General features: G+C 72.2%; 34 protein-coding genes. 12 read left to right on the top strand and 22 right to left on the bottom strand.

The annotated features are described in order from the left end of the window. Window positions 1-81 precede the first annotated feature (81 nt). Together B351_RS0112895 and B351_RS0112900 are read left to right on the top strand one after the other, a co-directional pair. On the top strand, window positions 82-783 hold the full coding sequence (locus B351_RS0112895) for a response regulator transcription factor (RefSeq protein ID WP_019399447.1): 702 nt from the start codon (window positions 82-84) through the stop codon (window positions 781-783). Between the two features lie 90 nt (window positions 784-873). Continuing rightward, a complete protein-coding gene (locus B351_RS0112900) occupies window positions 874-2,184 on the top strand; it encodes a HAMP domain-containing sensor histidine kinase (RefSeq protein WP_019399448.1) in 1,311 nt (436 codons plus the stop codon). A 79-nt stretch (window positions 2,185-2,263) separates the two neighbouring features. On the opposite strand, the gene B351_RS0112905 is transcribed toward B351_RS0112900, so the two are convergent. The 5 genes from B351_RS0112905 to B351_RS0112925 form a co-directional block, all read right to left on the bottom strand. Further along, entirely contained in the window at window positions 2,264-2,737 is a 474-nt protein-coding gene (locus B351_RS0112905; RefSeq protein ID WP_019399449.1) for a hypothetical protein, read from the bottom strand. Between the two features lie 47 nt (window positions 2,738-2,784). After that, entirely contained in the window at window positions 2,785-3,042 is a 258-nt protein-coding gene (gene minE, locus B351_RS0112910; RefSeq protein ID WP_019399450.1) for a cell division topological specificity factor MinE, read from the bottom strand. Between the two features lie 2 nt (window positions 3,043-3,044). Then, window positions 3,045-3,854 carry a septum site-determining protein MinD gene (gene minD / locus B351_RS0112915; protein WP_019399451.1) on the bottom strand — a complete coding sequence of 270 codons (810 nt, stop codon included), beginning with the start codon at window positions 3,852-3,854 and terminating at the stop codon, window positions 3,045-3,047. A gap of 71 nt (window positions 3,855-3,925) precedes the next feature. Next, the gene (gene minC, locus B351_RS0112920; RefSeq protein WP_083852451.1) at window positions 3,926-4,777 is read right to left on the bottom strand and encodes a septum site-determining protein MinC; all 852 of its coding nucleotides are present in this window, start codon (window positions 4,775-4,777) and stop codon (window positions 3,926-3,928) included. Continuing rightward, on the bottom strand, window positions 4,698-5,291 hold the full coding sequence (locus tag B351_RS0112925; RefSeq protein WP_019399453.1) for a GNAT family N-acetyltransferase: 594 nt from the start codon (window positions 5,289-5,291) through the stop codon (window positions 4,698-4,700). Before B351_RS0112925 ends, minC begins: the two co-directional genes overlap by 80 nt. 136 nt (window positions 5,292-5,427) lie before the next feature. On the opposite strand from B351_RS0112925, the gene B351_RS0112930 reads away from it, so the two are divergent. The 5 genes from B351_RS0112930 to B351_RS0112950 all read left to right on the top strand — a co-directional run bounded on the left by B351_RS0112930 (window position 5,428) and on the right by B351_RS0112950 (window position 9,906). Beyond that, a complete protein-coding gene (locus B351_RS0112930) occupies window positions 5,428-6,627 on the top strand; it encodes a sensor histidine kinase (RefSeq protein ID WP_019399454.1) in 1,200 nt (399 codons plus the stop codon). After that, window positions 6,624-7,265: a response regulator transcription factor gene (locus B351_RS0112935; RefSeq protein ID WP_019399455.1), complete on the top strand. Its 642-nt coding sequence runs from the start codon at window positions 6,624-6,626 to the stop codon at window positions 7,263-7,265. The genes B351_RS0112930 and B351_RS0112935 overlap by 4 nt, the downstream gene beginning before the upstream one ends. A 334-nt stretch (window positions 7,266-7,599) precedes the next feature. Beyond that, the gene (locus tag B351_RS0112940) at window positions 7,600-8,769 is read left to right on the top strand and encodes a polyketide cyclase (RefSeq protein ID WP_026010699.1); all 1,170 of its coding nucleotides are present in this window, start codon (window positions 7,600-7,602) and stop codon (window positions 8,767-8,769) included. 80 nt (window positions 8,770-8,849) lie between these two features. Further along, complete coding sequence (locus B351_RS0112945; protein ID WP_019399457.1) at window positions 8,850-9,221, top strand: DUF423 domain-containing protein; 372 nt, start codon at window positions 8,850-8,852, stop codon at window positions 9,219-9,221. A gap of 4 nt (window positions 9,222-9,225) precedes the next feature. Continuing rightward, window positions 9,226-9,906, top strand: coding sequence for a DNA-3-methyladenine glycosylase (locus B351_RS0112950; RefSeq protein WP_019399458.1), 681 nt, complete (start codon window positions 9,226-9,228; stop codon window positions 9,904-9,906). Window positions 9,907-9,910: 4 nt separating this feature from the next. Here the strand turns inward: B351_RS0112950 and B351_RS0112955 are convergent, their stop codons facing one another. The 7 genes from B351_RS0112955 to B351_RS0112990 all read right to left on the bottom strand — a co-directional run bounded on the left by B351_RS0112955 (window position 9,911) and on the right by B351_RS0112990 (window position 13,739). Continuing rightward, window positions 9,911-10,450: a cytochrome b gene (locus B351_RS0112955; RefSeq protein ID WP_050992215.1), complete on the bottom strand. Its 540-nt coding sequence runs from the start codon at window positions 10,448-10,450 to the stop codon at window positions 9,911-9,913. A gap of 85 nt (window positions 10,451-10,535) precedes the next feature. Next, window positions 10,536-11,357, bottom strand: a complete 822-nt coding sequence (locus tag B351_RS0112960) for a M15 family metallopeptidase (protein WP_019399460.1) — start codon at window positions 11,355-11,357, stop codon at window positions 10,536-10,538. A 49-nt stretch (window positions 11,358-11,406) separates the two neighbouring features. Next, window positions 11,407-11,979 carry a hypothetical protein gene (locus tag B351_RS0112965; RefSeq protein WP_019399461.1) on the bottom strand — a complete coding sequence of 191 codons (573 nt, stop codon included), beginning with the start codon at window positions 11,977-11,979 and terminating at the stop codon, window positions 11,407-11,409. A 231-nt stretch (window positions 11,980-12,210) separates the two neighbouring features. After that, window positions 12,211-12,396 (bottom strand): DUF4177 domain-containing protein, encoded by a 186-nt coding sequence (locus B351_RS0112975; protein ID WP_019399463.1) that lies wholly within the window; start codon window positions 12,394-12,396, stop codon window positions 12,211-12,213. Next, complete coding sequence (locus tag B351_RS0112980) at window positions 12,393-12,581, bottom strand: Arc family DNA-binding protein (RefSeq protein WP_019399464.1); 189 nt, start codon at window positions 12,579-12,581, stop codon at window positions 12,393-12,395. Before B351_RS0112980 ends, B351_RS0112975 begins: the two co-directional genes overlap by 4 nt. Beyond that, on the bottom strand, window positions 12,578-12,853 hold the full coding sequence (locus B351_RS0112985; RefSeq protein WP_019399465.1) for a hypothetical protein: 276 nt from the start codon (window positions 12,851-12,853) through the stop codon (window positions 12,578-12,580). Before B351_RS0112985 ends, B351_RS0112980 begins: the two co-directional genes overlap by 4 nt. Window positions 12,854-12,863: 10 nt before the next feature. Next, entirely contained in the window at window positions 12,864-13,739 is an 876-nt protein-coding gene (locus B351_RS0112990) for an SPFH domain-containing protein (protein ID WP_019399466.1), read from the bottom strand. A gap of 128 nt (window positions 13,740-13,867) precedes the next feature. Here B351_RS0112990 and purT point away from each other — a divergent pair, with 128 nt between their 5' ends. Beyond that, on the top strand, window positions 13,868-15,052 hold the full coding sequence (purT, locus tag B351_RS0112995; protein ID WP_019399467.1) for a formate-dependent phosphoribosylglycinamide formyltransferase: 1,185 nt from the start codon (window positions 13,868-13,870) through the stop codon (window positions 15,050-15,052). A gap of 15 nt (window positions 15,053-15,067) precedes the next feature. Here the strand turns inward: purT and B351_RS0113000 are convergent, their stop codons facing one another. Genes B351_RS0113000 through B351_RS0113030 form a run of 7 tightly spaced genes read right to left on the bottom strand, consistent with a single transcriptional unit; the run spans window position 15,068 to window position 20,060 of the window. Continuing rightward, on the bottom strand, window positions 15,068-15,718 hold the full coding sequence (locus tag B351_RS0113000) for a hypothetical protein (RefSeq protein WP_019399468.1): 651 nt from the start codon (window positions 15,716-15,718) through the stop codon (window positions 15,068-15,070). Next, window positions 15,715-16,338, bottom strand: coding sequence for a hypothetical protein (locus B351_RS0113005; RefSeq protein WP_019399469.1), 624 nt, complete (start codon window positions 16,336-16,338; stop codon window positions 15,715-15,717). The genes B351_RS0113000 and B351_RS0113005 overlap by 4 nt, the downstream gene beginning before the upstream one ends. Window positions 16,339-16,340: 2 nt before the next feature. Then, the gene (locus B351_RS0113010; RefSeq protein WP_019399470.1) at window positions 16,341-17,093 is read right to left on the bottom strand and encodes a PhnD/SsuA/transferrin family substrate-binding protein; all 753 of its coding nucleotides are present in this window, start codon (window positions 17,091-17,093) and stop codon (window positions 16,341-16,343) included. Beyond that, window positions 17,090-17,593: a PAS domain-containing protein gene (locus B351_RS0113015; RefSeq protein WP_019399471.1), complete on the bottom strand. Its 504-nt coding sequence runs from the start codon at window positions 17,591-17,593 to the stop codon at window positions 17,090-17,092. The genes B351_RS0113010 and B351_RS0113015 overlap by 4 nt, the downstream gene beginning before the upstream one ends. Window positions 17,594-17,604: 11 nt before the next feature. Beyond that, window positions 17,605-17,994 (bottom strand): roadblock/LC7 domain-containing protein, encoded by a 390-nt coding sequence (locus B351_RS0113020; RefSeq protein WP_019399472.1) that lies wholly within the window; start codon window positions 17,992-17,994, stop codon window positions 17,605-17,607. A 46-nt stretch (window positions 17,995-18,040) separates the two neighbouring features. Next, window positions 18,041-19,255, bottom strand: a complete 1,215-nt coding sequence (locus B351_RS0113025) for an endonuclease/exonuclease/phosphatase family protein (protein ID WP_019399473.1) — start codon at window positions 19,253-19,255, stop codon at window positions 18,041-18,043. Window positions 19,256-19,283: 28 nt separating this feature from the next. Beyond that, complete coding sequence (locus B351_RS0113030; RefSeq protein ID WP_019399474.1) at window positions 19,284-20,060, bottom strand: arginyltransferase; 777 nt, start codon at window positions 20,058-20,060, stop codon at window positions 19,284-19,286. 137 nt (window positions 20,061-20,197) lie between these two features. Between B351_RS0113030 and B351_RS0113035 the strand changes: the two genes are divergently transcribed. Further along, complete coding sequence (locus tag B351_RS0113035) at window positions 20,198-20,770, top strand: EF-hand domain-containing protein (RefSeq protein ID WP_019399475.1); 573 nt, start codon at window positions 20,198-20,200, stop codon at window positions 20,768-20,770. Between the two features lie 14 nt (window positions 20,771-20,784). On the opposite strand, the gene B351_RS0113040 is transcribed toward B351_RS0113035, so the two are convergent. From B351_RS0113040 to B351_RS0113050, 3 genes are all read right to left on the bottom strand, one after another. After that, window positions 20,785-21,327 carry a hypothetical protein gene (locus B351_RS0113040; RefSeq protein ID WP_019399476.1) on the bottom strand — a complete coding sequence of 181 codons (543 nt, stop codon included), beginning with the start codon at window positions 21,325-21,327 and terminating at the stop codon, window positions 20,785-20,787. 4 nt (window positions 21,328-21,331) lie between these two features. Beyond that, window positions 21,332-22,243 carry an acyl-CoA thioesterase II gene (tesB, locus tag B351_RS0113045; protein WP_019399477.1) on the bottom strand — a complete coding sequence of 304 codons (912 nt, stop codon included), beginning with the start codon at window positions 22,241-22,243 and terminating at the stop codon, window positions 21,332-21,334. Window positions 22,244-22,318: 75 nt separating this feature from the next. Beyond that, window positions 22,319-22,903 (bottom strand): N-acetylmuramoyl-L-alanine amidase, encoded by a 585-nt coding sequence (locus B351_RS0113050; RefSeq protein ID WP_019399478.1) that lies wholly within the window; start codon window positions 22,901-22,903, stop codon window positions 22,319-22,321. A gap of 24 nt (window positions 22,904-22,927) precedes the next feature. Here B351_RS0113050 and B351_RS0113055 point away from each other — a divergent pair, with 24 nt between their 5' ends. From B351_RS0113055 to B351_RS0113065, 3 genes are all read left to right on the top strand, one after another. Further along, a complete protein-coding gene (locus tag B351_RS0113055) occupies window positions 22,928-23,446 on the top strand; it encodes an MOSC domain-containing protein (protein WP_037034510.1) in 519 nt (172 codons plus the stop codon). Continuing rightward, on the top strand, window positions 23,443-23,973 hold the full coding sequence (locus B351_RS0113060; RefSeq protein ID WP_019399480.1) for an alpha/beta hydrolase: 531 nt from the start codon (window positions 23,443-23,445) through the stop codon (window positions 23,971-23,973). The genes B351_RS0113055 and B351_RS0113060 overlap by 4 nt, the downstream gene beginning before the upstream one ends. Window positions 23,974-24,167: 194 nt before the next feature. Next, window positions 24,168-25,017, top strand: an 850-nt coding sequence (locus B351_RS0113065; RefSeq protein WP_019399481.1) for an ATP-binding cassette domain-containing protein, incomplete at its 3' end; no start/stop codon positions are given.

Consider the following 25,017-nt stretch of genomic DNA (forward strand, 5'->3'; position numbering starts at 1 on the left):
TTTGTCGGAACCTGCCGTTTCGACGCGCTTCCGACATCGCCCGGCTACGATGCACGACCACATCTTTCCCGGAGACCGACGATGCGGCTGCTCGTCATCGAGGACAACCGCAATCTGGTGGCCAACCTGTTCGACTATTTCGAGGCGCGCGGCCATACCCTGGATGCCGCGCCGGACGGCATCACCGGCCTGCACCTAGCCACCACGCAGCCCTACGACGCCATCGTGCTGGACTGGATGATGCCGCGCATGGACGGCCCGGAAGTGCTGCGCCGGCTGCGCGAGGAACACCTGTCCGAACTGCCGGTGATCATGCTGACCGCGCGCGACGAGCTGCCCGACAAGATCGCCGGCTTCCGCGCCGGCGCCGACGACTATCTCACCAAGCCGTTCGCGCTGCCCGAGCTGGAAGTCCGGCTGGAAGCGCTGCTGGTGCGCGCGCAGGGACGCGGCCGCAGCAAGCTGCTGACGGTCGGCGACCTGAAGCTGGACCTGGCGACGCTGGAGGCCAGCCGCGCCGGCAAGCCGCTGCACCTGTATCCCGCCTGCCGCAAGCTGCTGCAGGTGCTGATGCAGGCCAGCCCGGCCGCGGTCACCCGCGAGAAGCTCGAGCAGGCCCTGTGGGGCGACGAGCCGCCGGACGGCGACATGCTGCGCTCCCACATCTACGACCTGCGGCGCAGCGTGGATGGTCCGTTCGAGGAGAAGCTGATCCACACCCTGCCGCGCGTCGGCTACCGGCTCGGCCCCGCCGGGCACCAGGAACGCCTGCATGCCGAATAGCCCGCGTCGCGCCCTGGGCCGCAAGCGCGGGGCCCCGCCGGCGCGGGGCCTGGCGTCGCGGCGCCGCATCCCGGACGGCGCGCGCCTTCCATGAAGCCGGGCGGGATACGTTCCAGGCTGGGCGGGCTGCGCGCGCGCGTCACGCTGTGGCTGGTGATCTACGCCGCGCTGATCTCGCTCGCGGTGTTCATCCATGGCTTCATCGTCAACGAGCAGGCCGAGCAGCTGACCTGGCGCTCGCTGCTCAAGTCGGAGTTGGCCCACTTCGTCCAGCGCAGCGCCGAGGATCCGCATTACCACTGGACCGCCACCGAGACCGTGCAGCTGTACGGCGACGACGACGACTCGCCGGCGCCGCCGGAGTTCGCCCGCTTCGGCCCGGGCATCCACGACGGCATCGAGTACCAGGGGCGCGACAAGGTGCTGATGGTGCAGGACGTCAACGGCCGGCGGCTGGTGCTGGCGCTGGACATCACCCAGTTGCAGGCGCACGAGAACAACCTGGGGTTGTGGATGCTGGTCTCCAACATCATCGCGATCGTGCTGCTCGGCATCCTCGTGGCCTGGGGCCTGGGGCGTGTGGTGCAGCCCCTGGCCGACATGGCCAAGCGCATCCACGCGCTGCGCCCGGACCGGCCCGGCCAGCACATCGACGTGGTGAAGGGCGCCAGCCACGAGCAGGTGGTGATCGCCGAGGCGCTCAACGACTACCTGCAACGCAACGACACCTTCGTCGAGCGCGAGCGCGCCTTCATCGACAGCACCAGCCACGAGCTGCGCACGCCGATCGCGGTGATCCGCGGCGCCAGCGAGCTGGCCCTGGACCAGCCGGACACGCCGCCGGCGGTGCGCCACCAGCTGCTGCGCATCCGCCAGACCGCCGAGTCGGTCGAGCAGCTGGTCACGCTGCTGCTGGTGCTGGCGAAGGACCCCAGGCGACTGGAGAAGAGCAGCGACTACGTGAACCTGGACGAGCTGCTGCCGGACATCCTCGACGACCATCGCCACCTGTGCGCGGACAAGGACCTCGGCCTGCAACTGGTCGAGCTGGCGCGCTGCGAGCTGTTCGCGCCGGTAGCGATCATGCAGGTCGCGATCGGCAACCTGCTGCGCAACGCCATCGAGAACAGCGACCGCGGCGTGATCCGCGTGTCCCTGCTGGCGCCGGCGACGGTGCGGATCGAGGATCCCGGGCACGGCATGAGCCCGGAAGAGATCGCCGCGATCTACCGCCGGATCGCGCGCGGCGACCCGCGGCAGGGCAGCGGCATCGGCCTGGACCTGCTGGGCCGCCTGTGCGAGCACCTGGGCTGGAAGCTGCAACTGGACTCGGAGACCGGGCAGGGCACCGTGGCCACGCTGGACATGAGCGGCTCGCTGGCCAAGAGCCGGGATTCGTGATTGGGGATTCGGGATTGGCAAGAGCGTAGGCTCACGCCGCTCCTACAAATCTCCAATCCCGAATCCCCGAATCCCGGCCTTAAAGCAACAGCCCGCGCGCGGTCAGCCAGGCGCGTGCATCCTCGGCATCTTGCTCGAACCACGCCCTCGTCGACCCAAGCCGGTACGTATAACCCCACGCATCCATGTCGGCCATCAGCCGCGCGCTGCCCACGCCGGGCAACTGGTCGGCCAGCACGATCTGCAGGTAGCAGGTGGCGTCTTCTTCCTCGACCGAGTCGGTCGCGTCGGTATGCACCGCCGCGCGCCTGTCGGGCGGCAGCACGATCAGGTGGCAGGCCTCGTGCAGCATTGAGTGCACCGGGGTATCGCCGCGCACGTACACGGTCGGGCCGATGATGCCGGCCTCCGGTTCGCCCCAGTAGCTGCCGGGGATCGGTTCGCCGTCGGGCACGGCGACCAGCTCCAGCCCGTGGCGGGCCAGCAGGGCGGCGGCATCGGCGAAGGCGACGTCGCGCAGGCGCAGGACGTCGCGGTCGGGGGAGGGTTGCATGGAATGGGGAACGGCGGCCGCCGGAGCGGCCGTCTGCCTGGGTCGGATCAGCCCTGCTGGCCTTCCGGCAGGGCCACGGAGATGTCGAGCACGTCGTGGTCGCCGTCCTTGATCAGGTCGACCTTGACGGCGTCCACGTCCACGTTGACGTACTTCTTGATGACGTCCAGCAGTTCCCGCCGCAGCAGCGGCAGGTAGTCCGGGGCGCCCCGGCTGCTGCGCTCCTGGGCAATGATGATCTGCAGGCGGTTCTTGGCCGTCTCCGCAGTGTTCTTCTTGGCCCGCAGGAAGTCGAACAGCGCCATGGTCAGCCTCCGAACAGCTTGCTGAAGAAGCCCTTCTTCTCCAGGGTGGTGAAGCGCATCGGGCGGTCTTCGCCCAGCAGGCGCGCGACGGCGTCCTCGTAGGCCTGGCCGGCCTCGGACTCGGTCTCCAGGATCACCGGCTCGCCCTTGTTGGAGGCGTTGAGCACGTCGGTGGACTCGGGGATCACGCCGATGGCCTTCAGCCCCAGCACCTCCTCCACGTCGGCGATGCTGAGCATCTCGCCGGCGCCCACGCGGGCCGGGCTGTAGCGGGTCAGCAGCAGGTGCGCCGGCAGCGGCTGGCCGGACTCGGCGCGGCGGGTCTTGGAGTCGAGCAGGCCGATGATGCGGTCGGAGTCGCGCACCGAGGACACTTCCGGGTTCACCACGACCACCGCCTTGTCGGCGAAGTACATGGCCAGGAACGCGCCCTTCTCGATGCCGGCCGGCGAGTCGCAGATGATGTATTCGAAGCCGTCGGCGGCCAGGTCCTTGAGCACCTTCTCGACGCCTTCCTTGGTCAGCGCGTCCTTGTCGCGGGTCTGCGAGGCGGCCAGCACGTAGAGGTTGTCGAAGCGCTTGTCCTTGATCAGGGCCTGCTTGAGCGTGGCCTCGCCATGGACGACGTTGACGAAGTCGTAGACCACGCGCCGCTCGCAACCCATGATCAGGTCCAGGTTGCGCAGGCCGACGTCGAAGTCGACCACGGCGGTCTTGTGCCCGCGCCGGGCCAGGCCGATGGCGATGCTGGCGCTGGAGGTGGTCTTGCCGACGCCGCCCTTGCCGGAAGTGACTACGATGATTTCAGCCAATGGAAGATCTCCTTGGAGACGCGTGCAGGGGAGGCGCTGGCGGCGGCATGGCGGCCGCCGGCCGGCGCGGATCAGTCGAGGGCGGCCAGCTTCAGCTGTCCGTCTTCAAGCCAGACCTGCACGGCCTTGCCGCGCAGGTTCTCGGGGATATCGTCCAGCACCTTGTAGTGGCCGGCAATGGCCACCAGCTCGGCCTGGAAGTCGCGGCAGAAGATGCGCGCGTCGGTGTTGCCCTTGGCGCCGGCCAGGGCGCGGCCGCGCAGGCTGCCGTAGACATGGATCGAGCCGTCGGCGAGGACCTCGGCGCCGGCGCCGACCGTGGTCAGCACGGTCAGGTCGCAGTCCTCGGCGTACAGCTGCTGGCCCGAGCGCACCGCGCTCTTCTGCATGCGGCCCGGCAGGCGCGGGCGTGCCGGGGCGGCGGCGCGCGGCGGCGGGGCCGGTTCGCGTGGCGGAGGGGGCGGCGGGGGCGGGGCCGCGGCGGCGGGCGCCGAGGGCTCGTACTGGGCACGGAACTTGGCCAGCACCGGCAGGCCCAGGGCCTCGGCCAGGGCGTCGTTCTCGCGGGTGCCGTAGGCCAGCGCCACCGGCAGCACGCCGGCCTGGCGCAGGCCCTCGATCAGGGCCCGGGCGGTGTCCACGTCCGGGGTATGCACCAGGCCGCCGAAGTCGACGATCACCGCCGCGCGGCCGAACAGCTTGGGCGCGCGCTGCACGCGCTCGCGCATCTCGCCGACCAGGCGTTCCACGTCCAGGGTGCGGACCCGCAGGTTGGCGATGCCCACCTGGCCGATCTTCAGCTCGCCGGCCTGCTCGTAACTCGTCGTCGCGCTCACCGCCACCTCAGGTCCCCGTCGCACGGTTGTCGCCGGCGGGGCGGCGCGGGCGACCCACCCAGGGCAGGTCCGGCAGGTCGTCGCCATAGGTCTCGCGGACCCAGGCGTAGCTGCACAGTTCCTTGATCATCATGCTGGCGCGCACGTCCACGTCGGGCATCACGTTCTGCCCGGCCTCGTGGAAGCCGAAGCTGCCGTGGAACAGCAGGGCCGGGTCGGCGCCGTGGTCCAGGAACACCTCGCAGCACAGCAGCGGGTAGCGCAGCTCGGCGTAGCTCTGCACGTCGGCGTAGAAGGCGCGGCCGACGCCACCGCCGCGGCGGCGGCTGGCCACCACGATGCGGTCGATGTAGAAGAAGTGCGGGTAGCGCTGCTTGAACCAGGCGAAGTTGCAGCTGTCGTGCTGGCTGCCGCTGCCGAACCCGACCAGGAAGCCGGCCAGGTTGCCGTCGCGCTCGGCCACCCGGAAGTACTCGGCGGTGTCGTAGAAGCTGCGCACCCGGGCCGCGTCCAGCGGCAGGATGGCCGACCCGGCGTTGTTGTTCAGGGCCAGGATCGAGTCCAGCTCGTGTTCGCGCACGTCGCGGATGACGATGGACATCAGGAATGGAACCTTGCAGATAGGCGGACCGGCCATGCCGGCAATGCGCCCGGATTATCGCATGGGGTCGCCGGGCCCGGCGAGGGCATGACTTCCGGGGCAGCGGACCGGGGGCCCCGGCCCGTAAGATGCGGCCATGTTCGGACCGATCAGCCACACCCGCCTGCTGCGCTACGCCGGCCTGTTCACCTGGGGCATGGTGGGCGTGCCGCTGGTCTATTCCCAGTACGTGCCGGCCTACGGCGCGGAGGAGCAGACCATGGGCCGGGTGGGGGCCGGCTTGCTGTTCGCCTCCTACCTGGGCTTCGGCGCCTGCTACTGGTGGCTGACCCGCGGCCTGGGCCGGGCGCGGCCGGCCTGGCACGACCGCGGCCTGCTGCTGGTGCTGACCCTGTTCGCGCTGGCGGTGAGCTACTTCAACGGCTCGGGCCTGGGCAGCATCCTGCTGATGGTCGCCGCGGGGGTGATCCCGTGGCTGCTGCCGGCCGGCTCGGGCGTGCTGTTGCTGCTGCTGAGCCAGCTGGCGGTGCTGCCGATCTACTACGGCGTGTTCCGGATGCCGCTGTTCGAGGCGCTGATGCAGTCGCTGCTGTACGGCGGCTTCTCCATGTTCATCTACGTGACCAGCCTGGTGGCGCGGCAGCAGGCCGAGGCCCGGGAGGAGCAGCGCCGGCTCAACGCCGAACTGCGCGCCACCCGCGCCCTGCTGGCCGAGAGTGCCCGGGTCAACGAACGCACCCGGATCTCGCGCGAGCTGCACGACCTGCTGGGGCACCACCTGACCGCGCTGAGCCTGAACCTGGAAGTGGCCAGCCACATGACCGAGGGCCGCGCCCAGGAGCACGTCAGGCAGGCCAATACCCTGGCCCGGCTGCTGCTGACCGACGTGCGCGAGGCGGTCAGCCAGCTGCGCGACGCCAGCGGCGGCATCGACCTGTCCGCGGCGCTGCGGCCGCTGGCCGACCACGTGCCCTCGCTGGACGTGGAGCTGGACATCCAGGCCCCGCTGCCGATCGACGATCCCGAGCGCGCCCACGTGGTCCTGCGCTGCACCCAGGAAATCATCACCAACGCGGTGCGGCACGCCGCCGGGGCGGACCGGCTGGCGATCCGGGTATGGCGCGAGGACGCCACCATCCGCCTGGAGGCGCGCGACAATGGCGAGGGCGCCGAGGGCCTGGTCCCCGGCAACGGCCTGCGCGGCATGCACGAGCGGGTGCAGCAGTGCGGCGGGACCCTCGACATCCAGACCCGGAAGGGCGCCGGCTTCGTCCTGCGCCTGTCCATCCCTGCATCAGCCCCGGCGCGGCCGGCGATCGAAGGAGCGTTGCCATGATCAGAGTGTGCCTGGTCGACGACCAGACCCTGGTGCGCCAAGGCATCAAGTCCCTGCTGGCCCTGGACGGCGGCATCGAGGTGGTCGCCGAGGCCGCCGACGGGCGCCAGGCGGTGGAGATGATCCCGAAGGTCGCCCCGGACGTGGTGCTGATGGACATGCGCATGCCGGTGATGTCCGGGCTGGAGGCGCTGCAGACCCTGTCCCAGGCCGGGCAGCTGCCACCGACCATCATCCTGACCACCTTCGACGACGACCAGCTGGTGCTGGCCGGGCTCAAGGCCGGCGCCCGCGGCTACCTGCTCAAGGACGTGTCGCTGGAGCAGCTGGTGGGGGCGATCCAGACCGTGGCCAGCGGCGGCTCGCTGGTGCAGCCGGCGGTGACCCAGCGCCTGCTCTCGGGCCTGGAGCACATGCGCAACGACTTCGTCAGCCTGGACCGCCCGGACCCGCTGACCGACCGCGAGACCGAGATCCTGCGGCTGATGGCCTCCGGCTTCTCCAACAAGGAGATCGCCAATTCGCTGGGCGTGGCCGAGGGCACGATCAAGAACCACGTGTCCAACATCCTCAGCAAGCTCGGCGTGCGCGACCGCACCCGGGCGGTGCTCAAGGCCTTCGAGCTGCAGCTGGTCTGAGCGCGCTGCCCGGCGCGTGCGTGCCTGGCCGCGCCGCGTGCGCAACCGGGTGCTGGCGCCGGTCGTCGGTGGCGCGGCCCGGCCGCCACGGTCCTGTCATCCTTCCCCACGCTGGCGTATGGGTTTTTCCGGAGGTCCTGGAATGCCCTGCCGGCATCGCGGCCGGGAGGGCCGGAATCCTTGTGCCGTGGGCGTTTGCGCCGGGCGCTGATGTAAGAATTCCGTTCAATCGCGCTCCGGTGCATGCATTCGGCTGCGCGCACGCCAAGAACCCTGTTACGATTCGCGGCTCGCATCGCAAATACGCCGTGGAATCGGCCCCGGAGACTCCTGAATGACCCGTCTTATCGAGTTCCTGATCGCATTGGGGATCGTGGCCGGCCTGGCCCTGCTGGTCGGTGTCGTACTTCCCGACCACCGCCACATCACCGAAAGCGTGGAGACCAACCGCAAGATGACCATCGTGTACGACACGGTGAACAATCTGCGCCGCTTCAGGGACTGGAATACGCTGGTTCTGCGTGATCCGAAGATCCAGCTGAAGACCTCCGGCCCCGAGTCCGGCGTCGGCGCCCGCCTGGACTTCGTCTCCAGCGACGACCGCATCGGCACCGGCAGCTGGGAGATCGTCGAGAGCATCCCGAACGAGAAGGTCGTCATCAAGGTCGAGGACGCCACCGCCGGCCACGACAAGACCGTGCAGTTCCTGCTGGAGCCGACCGGCAAGAACAACCGCAACGTCAAGATCACCCAGACCTACGACGTCGAGTACGGCTGGAACCTGGTCGCCCGCTACGCCGGCCTGTACGTCAACCGCCACGTCGGCGACGACATGAAGATGGGCCTGGCGCGCATGTCCAACATGCTGGCCTCGGTGCCGAACTTCGACTACCGCGCCGACGGCGTCACCCTGCGCGACCTGTCCGTGGTCGAGGTCCCGGCCGAGGACCTGCTGGTGGTCAACGCCGGCAACGTCGACCGCAGCAACGACGCGATCAAGCAGTCGATCAAGAACAACCAGGAGTGGATCAAGCGCACCATGGAGGCCAACAACCTGGAGGCCGCCGGTCCCGTGCGCATCGTGACCACCGACTTCGGCCAGGAGAAGTACGCGTTCGACGTGGCCATCCCGGTCCGCCGCAAGGGTTCGGCCCCGGCCGAGGCCCCGGCCGCCGCCGAGGGCGAGGAGGTCGACGAGGCCGCCGCCAAGGCCGCCCAGGACGCCGCCTTCGCCAAGCCGGTCGCCGCCTCCGGCGAGCCGCTGCAGGTCAAGATTCCGGACGGCGCCCCGGTCGAGTACGTGCGCACCAAGGGCGGCCGCGCCGCGTTCGGCCAGTTCACCGGTTCGATGGCCGAGCTGGACGCGATCCGCAACTCGGTCCGTGCCTGGGCGACCACCCACGGCTACGAGGTCACCGACCGTCCGTACGAGGTCTGGGAGGGCGGGGTCGACAAGGCCTTCACCCTCGAGGGCGAGTACGACGTTTACTGGCACGTCAAGTAATACCGCCGCGGCCGGCCCGGCCGGCCCAGGCACCCCGGAAAGCGCCGCGAAAGCGGCGCTTTTCGTTTAGGCTGCCGCGCATGGAGGAAACCGCCATGAACCCGACTTCGCGCGCGCCGGCCGCCGCCGGCGCGCTGCTGGCGGCGCTGGCGATCGGCCTGTCGGCCTACGCCGCCCATGGCCTGGACGACGGCCACGCCCGTTCCAACCTGCAGACCGCCTGCCTGTACGCCTTCGGCCACGGCATCGCCCTGGCCGCGCTGTGGCCGCGTGCCGCCGGCCGCCTCGCCCGGGGCGCGTTGCTGGCGCTGCTGCTGGGTACGCTGCTGTTCTGCGGCAGCCTCGCCGGCGGCGCCCTGGCCGGCTGGCCGACGCGACTGGCGCCGTCCGGCGGCACGCTGATGATGCTGGGCTGGCTGGGCTGGGCGGTATCCGCCCTGCGCGGGCGCTGAGGCCATGCCGCGCCACGCCCGCGGGTTCGACGTGCAGGCCGCCTGGGACCACCTGGTCCGGCGCGACCGCAGGCTGGGCGCGTGGATGCACCGGATCGGGCCGCTGCCGCCGGAGGCCGGCTGGCGCCGCCGCTTCGACCCGGTCGATGCGCTGGCGCGGGCGATCCTCTACCAGCAGCTGTCCGGCAAGGCCGCCGCGACCATCGTCGGCCGGGTGGAGGCGGCGATCGGCAGCAAGCGCCTGCACCACGACACCCTGGGCCGGGTCGACGACGCCACCCTGCGCGCCTGCGGCGTGTCCGGCAACAAGACCCTGGCCCTGCGCGACCTGGCCGCGCGCGAGGCCCGCGGCGAGATCCCCGACCTGCGGCACATGGCCTGGATGGACGAGGACCAGATCGTCCAGGCCCTGGTGCCGGTGCGCGGCATCGGCCGCTGGACGGTGGAGATGATGCTGATGTTCCGCCTCGGCCGGCCGGACGTGCTGCCGGTGGACGACCTGGGCGTGCGCAAGGGCGCGCAGATCGTCGATGGCCTGGAGCTGCCGCCGACGCCGCGGCAGCTGGCCGAGCGCGGCCAGGCCTGGGGCCCGTACCGCACCTACGCCAGCCTGTACCTGTGGCGGATCGCCGACGGCGCCGGCACCGACCCCGCCGCGCCGCGCACCAACCGCTCCCAGGACTGAGGCCTCAGCCGCGCAGCGACATCCGCACCAGGGTGTCGTCGTGGCGCACGTGGTGGTGGTAGATCGCCGCGGCCGCGTGCAGGCCGACCAGCCAGTAGCCGGCGGTGGCGATGCCTTCGTGCCAGGCCTCCAGCTGCCCGCCCAGTTCCGGGCCCGGCTCGAACAGCACCGGCAGCGACCAGCCGCCGAGCGACGGCGCCACGCCGTGGGCGTTGAGCACCAGGTAGCCCAGCACCGGCATGGCCAGCATCAGCGCGTACAGCGCCAGCGCGACCAGCCTGGCCAGCAGCAGCTGCCACCGCGGCGGCTCGGGCAGGATCGGCGGGGTGGTGCCGGTGGCGCGCAGGCCCAGCCGCACCCAGGTCAGGCAGAACACCGCCAGGCCGAGGAAGTAGTGCGAGGTCTTCATCAGGTCGCGCGGCACGCTGCCCCTTGGGAAGAGGCCGCGCAGCTCCATGGTCGCGTAGACCGCGGCCAGCAGCACCAGGGTCAGCCAGTGCAGGGCGATGAGCGAGGGACGGTAACGGGAGCTCTGGATGGCCATGGGGTGCCTGCTGGACCGGGACAGGCGTGCAGTGTCGGCAGCTTCGCCCGCGCCGGCCTTGATCAGGCGCAAGCGCGCCGTTGCCTTAGCGGTGCGGGTGGAAGCGCCAGTGCCAGGGCTCGTAGACGATGCCGTGCGGGTTGTCGCGCGGATAGCTCATGCGGAACCCGAAGCCGCCCGCATGCGCCTGCAGCCAGGCGAAGGCGGCGGTGGCCTCGAACGACTCCTCCGCCGGCGGCTCGCCGGGCGTGCCGATGTCCAGCGCGCTGCCGGCGTGGTGCTCGCTGTAACCGGGCGCGGCGTTGACCGTGAGGACCTGCGCCACGGTCTGCCCGCGCGCCAGCTTGCGCTCGAAGATGCCCAGCTGGTAGTCGTGGCTGCGGTAGCCGGAGATGGATTCCAGCACCACGCCGTCGGCCGCGGCGGCGCGGCGCATCGCCAGCCAGGCGCGGGCCGCGTCCGGCAGCAGCCACAGCGGCCGCTGCCAGCGGTCGCGGCCGGCGAAGGCCAGCCATTCCGGTTCGGCCAGCGGTGCCAGCCCGGTGCGCGCCTCGTAGGCGGCGGCGTCGATCCCCAGCGCGGCCAGGCGTTGCCGCAGCCGCTCCAGTGGCAGCGGTTGCGGCGCCGGCAGCGGGCCGCGAGCCGGGTGCGCCTCGGCCGCGGCCAGCGCGTCCAGCGCCTCGTCGATGCCCGGCTCGCGTGCCAGCCGCGGCACCAGTGCCAGCACGCCGTCGGCGCGCACGGTGGCCAGGTAGCGGCCGTCGCGCTTGCGCCGCAGCACGGTATGGGCCTGGGCCAGGGCGCGGGCGTCGGCATTGCCGCGCGCGCGCAGCAGGCCGGCCGGCCACAGTTCGATCTGCCCGGTGTTGACCAGGCGTGTGCGCAGGGGCTGGGGAGGCAGGTGCATGGGGTGCAAGCCTAGGCCGGCAGGCGCGGTGCCGCCAGCCCGCGCGCCGCTAGCGCGGCGCCGGAATCCCGGCGGCGGCCGCCAGCTGCTCCAGCAGGTCGCGCGGCCGCTCCGGGGTCAGCAGCAGGTAGCGGCCATCGTGGCGCGGCAGCAGCAGCACCTTCTCGCGCCGGGTCAGCAGGCAGAAGGCGCGGGCGCGGTTGCGCAGCAGGTAGTGGCCGGCGCGGAAGCCGGGCAGGCCCAGGCCCCACAGGCGCACGCGCGGGCTGAAGTCCGGGTGTGCGTCCAGGTCCACGAGCCGGGCGCGCGCCAGGTCCAGCTGCGCCACCGCGACCTTGTGCGGGAACAGGCCGGCGGCGTTCACCGACAGCACGCCATCGGCCAGGCGGATGCGGCGCACGTGCAGCAGGATGAAGGGCCCGGCGAAGGCCAGGGCCATGGCGGACATCATCACCAGCCAGGCTGGCACCGGGTTGCCGGGGGTCGGGCGCAGCAGGGTCTCGTGGCGCAGGGCGAACACCAGCGCCACCATCCCCGCCCACAGCACGGGCAGCAGCCACAGCGCGGGGGCGGGCGGCGCGGGGACTTCGAATTCGCGGGCGGAAATGCCGGGACGGGCCATGCTCAGGCGTGCCTCCGAAGGCCATGCGGGACCGCGCGCCGGGACGTGTGCGCGCGGCGTTCCAGGGGATGCAGGGTGGTGGCGGACAGCGTGGGTGCGTGCATGCGTGGCTCCTTCAGGACCGCGGCAGCGCCGGCCCGGCGCCCAGGGCCAGGCCAGGCGCGCGGCGTGGCGGCATGGCGGTGGCTGTGGCGTCCGGGCAGGCGGGCCAGGTGGGCATGGGGCTCGTCCTCAGGCCGGGCGCTTGAACACCAGGGTGGGCGAGGGCAGGCTCGGGGTGGAGTGGACCACGTTCACCAGCTCCCAGCCCAGGCGGCCGTGGCGGTCCAGTTCCTCCTGCAGTTGCTCGACCTTGTAGCTGCCCAGCAGCGAGGTCTTGACCTCGACGACCAGGTACCGCCATTGCGTGGTGCTCATTGCTCTTCCTCCTCCGCCTCCGGGCGGGTATCCGGTCTGGGCAGGCGCCCGGCCTTGCGCAGCGCCTCGCGCAGCACGTATTCGATCTGTGCGTTGATGCTGCGCAGCTCGTCGTCGGCCCAGCGCTGGGTCGCGGCGAGCACTTCCGCGCTGATCCGCAGCTGGAAGGCCTTGCGCTCGGTCATCGGCGGGGGCGTCCGCGGCGCGCGTGCAGGATGGTGGAGATCGCCAGCGCGTTGACCGCCAGGGCCATGGCCACGGCCACCGCGGTGACCGCGCCGCGGCTGCCGCCGGCGAAGTACAGGCCGACGGCGCCGCACAGGATGGCCAGGGCGATCAGCGCCCAGCGCAGGGCCAGGCCGCGCGCGTGTTCGTCGTCGTAGCGTGCGTACCAGGTGGCCACGCCCAGCGCGGGCAGGCCGGTGATGGCGACGACCAGGGCGGCGAGCGCGTCCATTCCGTCCACCTCAGTACAGGGAGCCGGCGTTGACGATCGGCTGGGTGCCGCGGTCGCCGCACAGCACCACCAGCAGGTTGCTGACCATCTGCGCCTTGCGTTCCTCGTCCAGCTGGACGACGTCGTTCTTCTGCAGCTCGGCCAGGGCCATCTCGACCATGCCCACCGCGCCGGCCACGATCCGGGTGCGGGCGGCGATCACCGCGTTGGCCTGCTGCCGCTGCAGCATGGCCTGGGCGATCTCCGGGGCGTAGGCCAGGTGGCTGATGCGTGCCTCGATCACCTCCACGCCGGCCCGGCCCAGGCGCTCGGCGATCTGCGCCTGCAGGTGCTCGGAGATCTCCTGCGGGTGGCTGCGCAGGGCGATCTGGCCGTCGTCGTGCTGGTCGTAGGGGTAGCTGGAGGCCATCGCCCGCAGCGCCGCCTCGGACTGGATGTGGACGAAGCTCTCGTAGTCGTCGACGTTGAACACCGCCTCGGAGGCGTCGACCACCTGCCACACGATCACCGCGGCGATCTCGATCGGGCTGCCGTCCAGGTCGTTGACCTTGAGCTTGCCGCTCTCGAAGTTGCGCACGCGCTGGCTGACCTTGCGCTTGGAATAGAAGGGGTTGTTCCAGCGCAGGCCGGCTTCCTTGACCGTGCCCACGTACTTGCCGAACAGGCTCAGCACCGCGGCCTGGTTGGGCTGGATCGAATAGAGCCCGATGAACGCCAGCAGGGCCAACAGCAGGGTGGCGGCCGCGCCGGCCAGGCGCGCCACGTCCGGGGCGCCGTCGCCGGCGCCGATGCCGGTGAAGAACAGCCAGGCCGTGGCCGCGGAAAGGGCGAGGGCCGCCAGCAGGACGGGGATGCCGGGCAGGGAATGGATCGGACGCTCTTTCATGGGTGCTCTCCAGGTGACGCCTCAATCTGATATCAAAACGATATCAGTCGTCAAGAGGGCTTCCGGGAGGGGGCGGCCGCCGCGGCGGCGGCTACACTGGCCGCCCTTTCACCACCTGCCGCACCGCCATGGTCCGTATCGGAACCCCGCTGACCCCCCATGCCACCCGCGTCCTGCTGCTCGGCTCGGGCGAACTGGGCAAGGAGGTGGCGATCGAGCTGCAGCGCCTGGGTGTGGAGGTGGTGGCCGCCGACCGCTACGCCGATGCGCCGGCCATGCAGGTCGCCCACCGCAGCCACGTGCTGGACATGCTCGACACCTTCGCCCTGCGCGAGCTGATCGCGAAGGAGGAGCCGGACCTGGTGGTGCCGGAGATCGAGGCGATCCACACCGAGACCCTGGTCCAGCTGGAGGCCGAGGGGCTCAAGGTGATCCCGACCGCGCGCGCGGCGCGCCTGACCATGGACCGCGAGGGCATCCGCCGCCTGGCGGCCGAGACCCTGGGCCTGCCGACCTCGCCGTACCGCTTCGTCGACACCCTGGAGGAGTACCGCGCGGCGGTGGAGGCGATCGGCCTGCCGTGCGTGGTCAAGCCGGTGATGTCGTCCTCGGGCAAGGGCCAGAGCATCGTGCGCGAGGCCGCGCAGGTGGAGGCGGCCTGGGAGTACGCGCAGACCGGTGGCCGCGCCGGCGCCGGCCGCTGCATCGTCGAGGGCTTCGTCGACTTCGACTACGAGATCACCCTGCTGACCGTGCGCCATGCCGGCGGCACCAGCTTCTGCGAGCCGATCGGCCACCTGCAGAAGGACGGCGACTACCGCGAGAGCTGGCAGCCACAGCCGATGTCGCCGCGCGCGCTGGAGCGCGCCCAGGCCATCGCCCGCGCCATCACCGACGACCTCGGCGGCTGGGGCGTGTTCGGCGTGGAGCTGTTCGTCAAGGGCGACGAGGTGTGGTTCTCGGAGGTGTCGCCGCGCCCGCACGACACCGGCCTGGTGACCCTGGTCTCGCAGGAACTGAGCGAGTTCGCGCTGCACGCGCGGGCGATCCTCGGCCTGCCGGTGCCGGTGGTCCGCCAGAACGGCCCCAGCGCCTCGTGCGCGCTGCTGGCCAGCGGCCACGGCGTGCCGGTGTTTTCCGGGATCGACGCGGCGCTGGCGGCGCCGGACACCGCGCTGCGCTTGTTCGGCAAGCCGCGGGTGGAAGGCCAGCGCCGGGTCGGCGTCACCCTGGCGCGTGGCGCCGACATCGAACAGGCGCGCGCGACGGCGCGCGACGCGGCCGCGGCGATCGGGATCGAGCTGCTGCCCTGAGCGGGCAGCAGGCGGCTACAGCGGCGCGGCGAAGCGGGCGCCGGCCAGGCGGATGCTCCACACCAGCTCGACCATCGCCAGGTTGTTGAGCAGCGGCTCGCCGGCCAGTACCAGCCAGTAGCCGGTGCCGTCGATCCACAGCGGGATGAACGACCACTCCGGCAGCAGCATGTCCGGATCGTCGTGGAACGCCACCCGCTGCGCGCCGGCCCAGCCGCGCCGGGCCTGGCGCGCGGCGAACGAGGAATAGTCGGCCGCCGCCGCGCTGAGGGTCTCGGCCAGCTCCTGGTCCAGGCCGGAGTGGCCCAGGCAGAAGCCGCTGTCGGAGGCCAGCACCGCGCGGCGCTCGCCGGACAGCGGCGCGATCACGTGCTGGGCGAAGTCGCCCAGGCGCACGTCCGGCGCCGGCACCTGCCGGCGCAGCAGCTGCACCCACTGCTTCTCCTGCAGCTGTTGCAGCATGCGCCCGTTGCGGTCGTGCTCCTGGCGCCAGCGCGCCAGTTCCATCGCCTGCGGGGCGGACAGCAATGCCTGCACCGCGCGCTGCGCCGGGCCCGGTTCGGGCGTGGAGAAGCCGTGCAGTGCGCCGCGCGGGGTCGGCAGCAGCCACTTGGCGGCGTCGGCAGGGATGTCTTGGGACGCGGGTTCGACCAGTTCCGGGCTCATGGGCTTCCCTTGCGTGAGGTGGGCGCCTCGGCGCGGTCGCCGATGGCCGCGTGCTGTTCCAGCCAGTCGGCGACCCGCTCCCAGCGGTCGCCCACGGCGATCTCGTGCCGCCGCAGGTCGCGGCTGGCGAGCATGAAGGCGTACTTGTCCTGGCAGGAGACGCAGTGGTCCAGGAACTCGTGCTCGACGCGCGCCGCGTGCAGCGGCTCGCCGTCCAGCAGCGCCTCGACCACCTGCGCCGCCAGCCGCCGCGAATGGTCCGGGCTGGCGCGGCGCACCCGCGCCGGGACGTCGGCCGAGGGCTGGGCGAACACGCTCCAGCGGGTGGCCAGCGCGGTGATGGCCGGCAGCACGTGGCCGTGCGCGTGGCGGCCGAAGGCCTCGGCCACGTACGGCGCCAGGCGGCCGGAGGCCAGGTGCAGCGCGGCCTGGCGCAGGGCGGTGTCGGCCCGCGGCAGGGCCACGAACATGTCAGCCAGCGCGCCCTGCACCGGTTCGGTGTCGCCCAGCTGCAGCGCCGCCTGCAGCCGCGCCAGGTGGGCGGCGGTGTCCTGCGGCGCGCGGGCGACGGCGCGGGTGCGTTCGCGGAACTCGCGGCGTGCGTCGAGGGTGGCGGCCATGCTCAGTCCAGCAGGGTGTCCATCAGGTCGATCATGAACTCGGCGTCCTCGCGCTCCATGGCCTCGAACCCGGCCGGCAGGCCCAGCGCCTGCAGCACCTCGGCGTCGCCGGGGCGGGACGGGTCGACCGCCAGCAGCGCCGCGGCCAGCGGCTGCAGGTCGTCGCCCACGCGCGGATGCGCCAGCAGCACGTGGCTGATGTCGCGCAGCTTGCTTTCCACCAGCACCTTCAGCTGCCCGCGGGTGATGCGGGCCAGGGCGTGGTAGGCCGAGGCCAGGAAGAAGCCGGCGTCGACCTGCCCGGACAGGGTCATGCGCGCGGCCGCCTGGTGGCTGTTGGCCGGCACCCACTGGATGTCGCGTTCGGTGAGGTCGGCCGGCTCCAGCAGGCGCAGGCCGATCAGGCGCACGTCGCGGTTGTCGGTCACCGCGATCCGGCAGCCCGGGCGCAGTTCCTCCACCACCGACACCGGCGAGCCGGCCGCGGTGGCGATCACCATCTCGTTGGAATGCGCGGCCGGGCGGGCGAAAGCCTGGTAGCCCTGGCCGCGGATCATCGCGGTGGCGTCGAACGGGTTGGCGTAGACCAGGTCGGCCAGGCCGTCGCCCAGCATCTGCGCCTGCTCGCGCGCGTCGGCCGGCATCAGCAGGTGCAGGCGGGTGCCGGAGCGGTGCTGCAGCAGGGTGGCGAGCATGTACCAGCCGGGGAAGTTCTCCGGCGCGAAATCGGGGGCGACCAGCAGGTTGAGGGTCATGCGGTGGCCCCCGCGGCTTCCTGCTCCAGCCACTGCCGGTACAGCGGCAGCACCTCGGCGATGGCGCGGCGCGAGGGCTTGCGCCGCACCGAGGTGTAGCCGACCACCTGGCCGTGGCGCACGTTGGGCAGTGCGGTGGCGTAGACCCAGTAGTGCTTGCCGTCCTTGCGCAGGTTCTTGACGTAGCCGTGCCACTTGCGCCCGGCCTTGAGCGTGTCCCACAGGTCGGCGAACGCGGCGCGCGGCATGTCCGGGTGGCGCAGGATGCTGTGCGGGGCGCCGATCAGCTCCTCGCGGCTGTAGCCGCTGAGTTCGACGAAGGCCTCGTTGGCGTGGGTGATCACCCCGTCCAGGTCGGTGCGCGAGACGATCAGGCGCCCGTCCGGGTAGGGCACTTCCTCGTCCGTCCAGTACACGGTGCGGCGGGTGCCGTCGTGGCAGGTGTGCACGGCCTGCAGGTGCGGGCCGGCGGGCGGGGTCATGTCCGGCAGGCGGCTCATCGCGGCCCCCCTCAGACGATGCGGCCGAGGGCCTGGGCGGCCCGCTTGATGTCCAGGAATGCCAGGCCGAGCTTGACCTCGGCGCGGGTGAGCACGGTCAGCACCGCCTCCTCGCCGGCGGCGGTCATGATCACGTAGCCGTCCTCGCCCTGGACCAGGACCCGCTCCAGGCGGCCGCGGCCGAGTTCGCGCGCGGTGCGCTCGCCCAGCGACAGCAGGGCCGCGGACATGGCGCCGATGCGGTCCTCGTCCATGCTCTGCGGCATGGCCGCGTCGATCAGCAGGCCGTCGATGGAAATGAGCGCGGAGGCCTCGATGTCGGCACTGGAGCTGGTGAGGTCTTCCAGGGACTGCCGGATCTGCGCGGCGCGCGGGTTGTGCTGGAGAGGGATGGCGTTCATGGCGCGGATTCCAGCACGCGCCCCCGACCTCCCGTTTTGATCAGGATCAATCGCCGGCGGTTGTCCGACCAACGGTCAGGTCGACCCAGACCAGGTGGTGGTCGCTGCCGTCGGCAATGGCCGCCGCCGGCTCGTGCGAGGCCGGCCAGAACACCCCGCTGCCGCGCACCTGGAAGCCGGTGGACGGGATCACGTAGTCCAGCCGCATCGCGCCCGAGCGCGGGCCGAAGTCGCCGGTCACGTGCTCCGGCGCGCCGCGCCGGAGCAGCCCGGCCGCGGCATAGGCGCGCGCCTTCTCCGCGCCGCCGGCCGAGGCGGGCGGGTCCATGCGCAGCACGCGCGGGTGCCCGAGCAGGCCGAGGATGGCGTCGTGGTGGCCGTCGCCGTCGACCGGGTCGTTGTTGAGGTCGCCGGCGATGACGAAGCGCTCGCCCGCGGGCAGGCCGCCGCAGCGGCCGGCGTCGTCGCACAGCCAGGACAGGTCGCCGCCGGAGATGTAGTGCTGCCACAGCCGGATCTCGTCGGCATTGCGCGCGCCGTTGCGGTCCTCCGGGCCGTCGAACACCGGCGGGGTCGGGTGCGAGACCAGGAAGTGCACGGTGCCCTGCGGGGTGTGCACCGGCAGGTCCCAGTGCGACTTGGACGACAGCCGCAGCTGCGTCCACACCGCGTCTTCGTGCCACGGCTGGCCGCTGGCCGGGTCGATCGGGCGACGGGCATCGGGCATCGCGCTCCAGCGCAGCAGCTGGAAGGTGCGCGCGTTGCCGGCGTCGATCGGATGGCGCGACAGCACCAGCATGCCGTACTGCCCCGGGTGCAGGCCGAAGCCCCAGGCGTCGTTGCCACGCTGCCGTCCCTCGCCGCCGATCGTGCCGTCGCGGTCCAGGTCCAGGCCGCTGGGCACGCCGGTGTTGACCGGCGCCAGGTAGCGGTAGGGGTAATGCAGCGGCTCGCCGCCGCCGGGCTGGGCCTGCTCCAGGTAGGCGCGCTGGAACAGGTCCGCGGCGCGGCCGTCGGCGTCGTAGTCGAACTCGTTGATCAGCACCAGGTCCGGGCGCACCTGCTGCAGCACCGCGGCGACCTTGCGCGCGCCGGCGTCGCCCGCCTGCAGCCGCGCGATCACGCCGCCGGCTTCGTCGTCATAGAGGGAGACGTTGTAGGTGGCCACGCGCAGCGTGGCGTCGTTGCCGGGGGCGGGCGTGGACGAGGCGCAGGCGCTCAGCATCGCCAGCAGCGGAAGGATCGGGAACAGGGTGCGCATGCGCGGATTCTCGCACGGCGCATGCGCATCAGTACGGGAATTCCCGCCAGCCGCGCCCGTCGAACGCCTCCAGCGGGCGGAAGCGGCGCTTGTAGTCCATCTTGGCGTGGCCGTCGATCCAGTAGCCCAGGTACAGGTGGGCCAGGCCCTCGCGCCGCGCCCATTCCAGCTGGCGCAGGATCGCCAGCGTGCCCAGGCCGCGCGCGGCCTCCTCCGGCTCGTAGAAGGTGTAGACCGCCGACAGCCCGTGCGGGGCGCGGTCGGTCACCGCCACCGCCAGCAGCCGGCCGGGTCCGCTGCTGCCCGGCGCCGGCGGTTCGCGCAGCTCCAGGAAGCGGGTGTCCGACCAGGCGCCGACCAGGAACTGGTCGAACTCGGCGGTGCCGTGGTCGTCCATGCCGCCGTCGCGGTGCCGCGCCAGCAGGTAGCGGTGGTAGAGGTCGAAGTGCTCGTCGGTGCGGCGCGCCGGCACGATCCGCGCGCTGATGTCGGCATTGCGGCGCAGGCAGCGGCGCTGGCTGCGGTCCGGCTGGAACCGCTGCACCGGGATGCGCACCGCCACGCAGGCGCGGCAGGCGGCGCAGGAGGGGCGGTAGACGATGTCGCCCGAGCGGCGGAAGCCCCATTCCAGCGCCTGCGGATAGACCAGCCCCAGGCGCGGGTCGCGCGGGTCCAGCACCAGGTCGCGGGCCTCGCGCTCGGGCCAGTAGCCACAGGGATGGCTGCCGGTCTGGTACAGGCGCAGGTCATCGGCGGGGGAGGTGTCGTGGCCCATGGCGATGCGGTCGGCGGATGCGCCCAGCATAGCGCCGCCATCCGCGCCGGGCCGGCGCTCCAGCCCGGCTGGTGGCTGAACGGGTCCGCCCGCGGGGTCAACGGGGGCCGGGCAGCGGCGTTTTCCCCGTCGTGGCCATCACGTCACGCACGACTGGAGACAAACACGTGAACAAGACCCCTTACCTGATCGCAGCCACGCTGCTGGCCATCACCGCCGGTGCCGCCCTGGCCCAGGAAACCGCGGCGCCTGCCGCCACGGGCAAGCCGCGCGCGGCGCTGGACGCCAACAAGGACGGCGTGATCGATCGCAGCGAGGCCGCGGCGCATCCGCGCCTGGCCGGGCGCTTCGACCAGCTGGACCGCAACAAGGACGGCAAGCTGCAGCGCGACGAGCTGCCGCGCATGAAGCACGGCCGCCACGGGGGCCGCGGCGGCCACGGCGGCTTTGGCTTCGGTTTCGCCGGCCCGGACGTGGATGCCGACAAGGACGGCCGCATCAGCAAGGCCGAGGCCCTGGCCGCGGCGACCGCGCGGTTCGAGCGCATGGACGCCAACAAGGACGGCTTCATCGACCAGGCCGACCGCGAGGCCTGGGCCAAGCAGCGCCGCGAGGCCTGGTTCAAGGCCGTGGATACCGACGGCGACGGCAAGCTGAGCCAGGCCGAGCTGGACGCGGCCAAGGCCAGGCGCGGTGCGCGCGCGGCCGGTGCCCCGGCACCGCAGCCTGCGGCGAAGTAAGAAGTAACAGGGGCCTAGCGCGGCGCCTGCGGCGACGGCTCCGCGGAGCCGTCGGTGGCCGGCGGGGCGGGGGAGATGCGGATGCGGATCTCCTCTTCCCCGCCGTCCTGCATCTGCGCGGCTGCTTCCACCGGCGCGGGCGCGGCCGGCACGGGCGCCGGCGCCGGGCGGCGCAGCCAGATGAACACCGCCGCCGCGGCGATCACCGCCAGCAGGCCGATGCGCAGGCGCCAGGCCCAGCGGTTGCCCGCCGGCTTGTCACCGGCCAGTTCCAGCGGCGCGAACGCGCTCGGTGGCAGGTCCGCATAGGTGCGGGTGGTGGCCAGCAGTCCGTGCTGGCGCAGCAGTTCGCGCGCGCGCGGCTGGTCCTCGGGGATGCGCACCCACACCGCCGGCTGCTTGTTCGGCGCCACCGGTTCGGCGTAGCTGAACTGGCCGCTGCGGCGGCTGTGGTAGGAGCGCGGCTGGCTGATGTGCACCGGGATGCCGGCTTCCTCCAGCAGCCTGGCCACGCCTTCGACGGTTTCCAGCCGCTGGCTGGTGAAGATCTGGCGCATGGGTCTACTCCGGCGCCGGCACGGCGCGTGCGGCCTTGCCGTCGGACACCACCCGGATCAGGCCTTCCTGGGCGGTGCTGGCCACCAGGCGGCCCTGGCGGTCGAAGATCTGCCCGCGTGCCAGGCCACGCGAGGACTGCGAACTGGGGCTGTCCAGCGAATACAGCAGCCATTCGTCGGCGCGGAACGGGCGGTGGAACCACAGCGCGTGGTCCAGCGAGGCCATCTGCACGTTGGGCGTGTAGTAGCTGATCCCGTGCGGGAAGGTGGCCGTGCCCAGCAGGTGGAAATCGGAGGCGTAGGCCAGCAGCGCCTGGTGCAGCTCGGCCGGGATGTCGCCGACGTTCTCGCGCAGGCGGAACCAGACCTGCTGGTAGGGCGGGCGCTTGGGCGGGTTGAGCTCGTCGCGCGGGTACACGTGGCGGAACTCGAACGGCCCGCCGCGCGACAGCCAGCGCTGGACCTTGGTCGGCAGGGTGGCCATCACGTCGGCCGGCACCGGCTCGGCCGGGGCGATGTCCTCCGGCTGCGGCACCTCCGGCATCTTCAGCTGGTGCTCGGCGCCGCTCTCGCCGTCCTGGAACGACGCGGCGCAGAAGAAGATCACCTTGCCGTGCTGGATCGCGGTGACCCGGCGCACGGAGAAGCTGCCGCCGTCGCGGGTGCGGTCCACGTCGTATACGATCGGGTGGTCGATGTCGCCGGCGCGCAGGAAGTAGGCGTGCAGCGAGTGCACCTGGTGGCCGTTGTCGATCGTGGCCTGGGCAGCGGCCAGGGCCTGGCCCAGGACCTGCCCGCCGAACACGTAGCGGGTGCCGATGTCGCGGCTCTGCCCGCGGAAGAGGTTGTCCTCCAGCCGTTCCAGGGCAAGCAGGTCGATCAGTTCGGATACCACGGGACCAAGGACGGCGGACACGGGGCGGGCCAGCTCGGGAAGGAACGGGCGATTATACCGGCCAGGCGCGCACGCCCCGGTGGGCGCGGCCCGCGCTCAGGCCGGCGGCAGCGGATCGGGCAGGCGCTGCAGCGGCACCGCGGCCAGTACCCGCTCCCAGGGAAAGCGCGGGCCCGGGTCGCGCTTGCGCGGCACCTGCAGCGAGGGATCGTCGCTGGCCGGCACCCGCTCGCGGTCCAGGTCCTCGTGCCCGGCGATGTAGCGCAGCGCCGGCAGGGTTTGCGCCAGCCGCCGCAGCAGCGCGACCAGCGCCTCCAGCTGCGGTTCGGTGTAGGGCTCGTCCATGGCCTGGTGGCGCGAGTCCAGCCAGTGCGGCCAGCGCCCCCGGTTGACCAGCTCGATGCCGATGGCGCGTTCGTTCCAGCCGCGCACGTGGTGTGCGGTACGGTCCTCGGGCACGTAGCGCAGCACCGTGCCGTCGCGGTCGACGTAGTAATGCCCGCTGTTGCCGGTGCCACTGGGGTAGAGCACGCGCTCGCCATACTCGCGCGCGGTGGCCAGGTCGGGCAGTTCGGTGCAGTGGACCACCACCAGGTCCACCCCCGACAGATCGCGTCTGGCGAGCCGCTCCACGTAGGGCAGGGGCTGGTCGATCACGATCGGCGGGGGCAGGGGCGGCATGGGGCGGGATGCTAGCATTCGCGCATGCCTGCCCTCTCCCGACCTCCCGCGGACAGCCCGCTGGGGCAACTGATGTCGACCCTGCCGCGCCCCGGCCGGGTCGAATGGATCGGCCTGCGCCCGGCACGCGGCGTGGCCATGCGCGAGGTGGAAAGCGCCGAGGCCGCGGTCGGCGCCGGCCTGGCCGGCGACCGCTACAAGGGCGGCAGCGGCAAGCGCGACGTGACCCTGCTCCAGGCCGAGCACCTGCCGGTGATCGCGGCCCTTGCCGGGCATGACGCGGTCGCCCCGGCGACCCTGCGCCGCAACCTGATGGTTTCCGGGATCCCGCTGGTGGCGCTCAAGGGCCGCCGCTTCCGCATCGGCGAGGTGGTGCTGGAAGGCACCGTGCCCTGCGATCCGTGCTCGCGCATGGAGGACGCGCTGGGCCCGGGCGGATTCAATGCCATGCGCGGCCATGGCGGCCTGTGCGCGCGGATCGTCTCCGGCGGCACCCTGCGCGTGGGCGACGCGGTCGTGCCGCTGGCGGAGGAGGGTGCATGAGCCGCGGCCACTGCATCCTCTCGCACGGCTTCGAAAGCGGTCCGGACGCGACCAAGGTCACCGCCCTGGCCGCCGCGGCCGAGACCCTGGGCTTCACCACCGAGCGCCCTGACTACACCGACCTGGACGCACGCAGCGACATCAGCCGTGTCGGCGACGTACCCGCGCGCCTGCAACGCCTGGTGGAACTGGCGACCCGCGCGGTCGAGCGCGGCGGGCCGGTGGTGCTGGGCGGTTCCAGCCTGGGCGCCTACATCTCCGCGCTCGCCTCGCTGCAGGTGCCGACCCGCGCGCTGTTCCTGATGGTGCCGCCGCTGGAGATGGGGCCGATGCCGCGGCTCGATGCCGCGCCGGTGCCGCTGTCGGTGGTGCATGCCTGGCACGACGAGATCATCCCGGCGATGGGTGTCGTCGAGTGGGCGCGCGCGCGTTCGGCGCGGCTGCTGCTGCTGGACGACAGCCACCGCCTTTCGGCGCACGTGGAAACCACCGCGCGCGCCTTCGCCGAACTGCTGGAAACCCTCTAGGCCCGCTGGTCCCGCACGGATCGCGGGTCGTGTCCGGTTCAGCCCGGCGCGCCCGCGCCGCGCTAGCATGCGCGGCCTGCAGACCCTGCTGGAGGATGCGTCCGATGCGCCACTGATGCCGCCGTCACCGACGGCCCGAGTCTCCGCCGCCCGCGTGGCCGGCCGGAGGTCCATGGCATCAATCCGGAGCGCATATGTCGCATCCATTCCTGGCGCTGGAAGGCGTCAGCCATCAGCTGGCCGACGGCCGGATCCTGTTCGAAGACCTGCATGAGCGGTTCGATGCGCGCCCCACCGCGCTGGTCGGACGCAACGGCGTGGGCAAGAGCGTGCTGGCCGGAATCCTCGCCGGCACCATCGCGCCGACCCGCGGACGTTGCCTGCGCAGCGGGCGCGTGCACTTCCTGCCGCAGCAGGCCAGCCCGGCGCCGGGCGCCACCGTTGCCGGCCTGGCCGGCGTGCATGAACCGCTGGCGGCATTGCGCCGGATCGAGGCCGGCAGCAGTGATCCGGAGGATTTCGCGCTGGTCGGCGAGCGCTGGGACCTGCGAGCCAGGCTCGAGGCGGCGCTGCATGCCCAGGGGCTGCAAGGCCTCGACCCGGACACCCCCGCCACGCGGCTGAGCGGGGGCGAGGCGATGCGCGTGGCCCTGGCCGGCGCATGGCTGTCCGACGCCGATTTCCTGGTCCTCGACGAGCCCGGCAACCACCTCGACCGTGGCGCGCGCCTGCGCCTGCTGCAACAGCTGCGGCAATGGCCGCGCGGCCTGCTGGTGGTCAGCCACGACCGCGCCCTGCTGCGGGAGATGGCGCGGGTGGTCGAACTGGTCCCCACTGGCCTGCGCAGCCATGGCGGTGGCTTCGCCGAGTACCTGGAGCAGCGGAAGCTCGCGGACGATGCCGCCCGGCGCGAGCTGGAGCACGCGCGGGCCGCACGCGCGCGCCAGCGGCGCGAGGCCGCGCTGCAGCTGGAGCGCGAGCAGCGGCGGCAGGCGCGCGGCGAACGCCGGCGCAGCGAGGCCAACCAGGCGGCGATCCTGCTCG

The sequence above is a fragment of the Pseudoxanthomonas sp. GW2 genome (assembly GCF_000283075.1).
Lineage (GTDB): Bacteria > Pseudomonadota > Gammaproteobacteria > Xanthomonadales > Xanthomonadaceae > Pseudoxanthomonas.

Excerpts from the sequence above, each read along its gene's own strand:
- B351_RS0112895 (WP_019399447.1), top strand. The coding sequence starts at position 82 with ATGCGGCTGCTCGTCATCGAGGACAACCGCAATCTGGTGGCCAACCTG.
- B351_RS0112900 (WP_019399448.1), top strand. The coding sequence starts at position 874 with ATGAAGCCGGGCGGGATACGTTCCAGGCTGGGCGGGCTGCGCGCGCGC.
- B351_RS0112905 (WP_019399449.1), bottom strand. The coding sequence starts at position 2,737 with ATGCAACCCTCCCCCGACCGCGACGTCCTGCGCCTGCGCGACGTCGCC.
- minE (WP_019399450.1), bottom strand. The coding sequence starts at position 3,042 with ATGGCGCTGTTCGACTTCCTGCGGGCCAAGAAGAACACTGCGGAGACG.
- minC (WP_083852451.1), bottom strand. The coding sequence starts at position 4,777 with ATGGCGACGACCTGCCGGACCTGCCCTGGGTGGGTCGCCCGCGCCGCC.
- B351_RS0112925 (WP_019399453.1), bottom strand. The coding sequence starts at position 5,291 with ATGTCCATCGTCATCCGCGACGTGCGCGAACACGAGCTGGACTCGATC.
- B351_RS0112930 (WP_019399454.1), top strand. The coding sequence starts at position 5,428 with ATGTTCGGACCGATCAGCCACACCCGCCTGCTGCGCTACGCCGGCCTG.
- B351_RS0112935 (WP_019399455.1), top strand. The coding sequence starts at position 6,624 with ATGATCAGAGTGTGCCTGGTCGACGACCAGACCCTGGTGCGCCAAGGC.
- B351_RS0112940 (WP_026010699.1), top strand. The coding sequence starts at position 7,600 with ATGACCCGTCTTATCGAGTTCCTGATCGCATTGGGGATCGTGGCCGGC.
- B351_RS0112945 (WP_019399457.1), top strand. The coding sequence starts at position 8,850 with ATGGAGGAAACCGCCATGAACCCGACTTCGCGCGCGCCGGCCGCCGCC.
- B351_RS0112950 (WP_019399458.1), top strand. The coding sequence starts at position 9,226 with ATGCCGCGCCACGCCCGCGGGTTCGACGTGCAGGCCGCCTGGGACCAC.
- B351_RS0112955 (WP_050992215.1), bottom strand. The coding sequence starts at position 10,450 with ATGGCCATCCAGAGCTCCCGTTACCGTCCCTCGCTCATCGCCCTGCAC.
- B351_RS0112960 (WP_019399460.1), bottom strand. The coding sequence starts at position 11,357 with ATGCACCTGCCTCCCCAGCCCCTGCGCACACGCCTGGTCAACACCGGG.
- B351_RS0112965 (WP_019399461.1), bottom strand. The coding sequence starts at position 11,979 with ATGGCCCGTCCCGGCATTTCCGCCCGCGAATTCGAAGTCCCCGCGCCG.
- B351_RS0112975 (WP_019399463.1), bottom strand. The coding sequence starts at position 12,396 with ATGAGCACCACGCAATGGCGGTACCTGGTCGTCGAGGTCAAGACCTCG.
- B351_RS0112980 (WP_019399464.1), bottom strand. The coding sequence starts at position 12,581 with ATGACCGAGCGCAAGGCCTTCCAGCTGCGGATCAGCGCGGAAGTGCTC.
- B351_RS0112985 (WP_019399465.1), bottom strand. The coding sequence starts at position 12,853 with ATGGACGCGCTCGCCGCCCTGGTCGTCGCCATCACCGGCCTGCCCGCG.
- B351_RS0112990 (WP_019399466.1), bottom strand. The coding sequence starts at position 13,739 with ATGAAAGAGCGTCCGATCCATTCCCTGCCCGGCATCCCCGTCCTGCTG.
- purT (WP_019399467.1), top strand. The coding sequence starts at position 13,868 with ATGGTCCGTATCGGAACCCCGCTGACCCCCCATGCCACCCGCGTCCTG.
- B351_RS0113000 (WP_019399468.1), bottom strand. The coding sequence starts at position 15,718 with ATGAGCCCGGAACTGGTCGAACCCGCGTCCCAAGACATCCCTGCCGAC.
- B351_RS0113005 (WP_019399469.1), bottom strand. The coding sequence starts at position 16,338 with ATGGCCGCCACCCTCGACGCACGCCGCGAGTTCCGCGAACGCACCCGC.
- B351_RS0113010 (WP_019399470.1), bottom strand. The coding sequence starts at position 17,093 with ATGACCCTCAACCTGCTGGTCGCCCCCGATTTCGCGCCGGAGAACTTC.
- B351_RS0113015 (WP_019399471.1), bottom strand. The coding sequence starts at position 17,593 with ATGAGCCGCCTGCCGGACATGACCCCGCCCGCCGGCCCGCACCTGCAG.
- B351_RS0113020 (WP_019399472.1), bottom strand. The coding sequence starts at position 17,994 with ATGAACGCCATCCCTCTCCAGCACAACCCGCGCGCCGCGCAGATCCGG.
- B351_RS0113025 (WP_019399473.1), bottom strand. The coding sequence starts at position 19,255 with ATGCGCACCCTGTTCCCGATCCTTCCGCTGCTGGCGATGCTGAGCGCC.
- B351_RS0113030 (WP_019399474.1), bottom strand. The coding sequence starts at position 20,060 with ATGCTGGGCGCATCCGCCGACCGCATCGCCATGGGCCACGACACCTCC.
- B351_RS0113040 (WP_019399476.1), bottom strand. The coding sequence starts at position 21,327 with ATGCGCCAGATCTTCACCAGCCAGCGGCTGGAAACCGTCGAAGGCGTG.
- B351_RS0113050 (WP_019399478.1), bottom strand. The coding sequence starts at position 22,903 with ATGCCGCCCCTGCCCCCGCCGATCGTGATCGACCAGCCCCTGCCCTAC.
- B351_RS0113055 (WP_037034510.1), top strand. The coding sequence starts at position 22,928 with ATGCCTGCCCTCTCCCGACCTCCCGCGGACAGCCCGCTGGGGCAACTG.
- B351_RS0113060 (WP_019399480.1), top strand. The coding sequence starts at position 23,443 with ATGAGCCGCGGCCACTGCATCCTCTCGCACGGCTTCGAAAGCGGTCCG.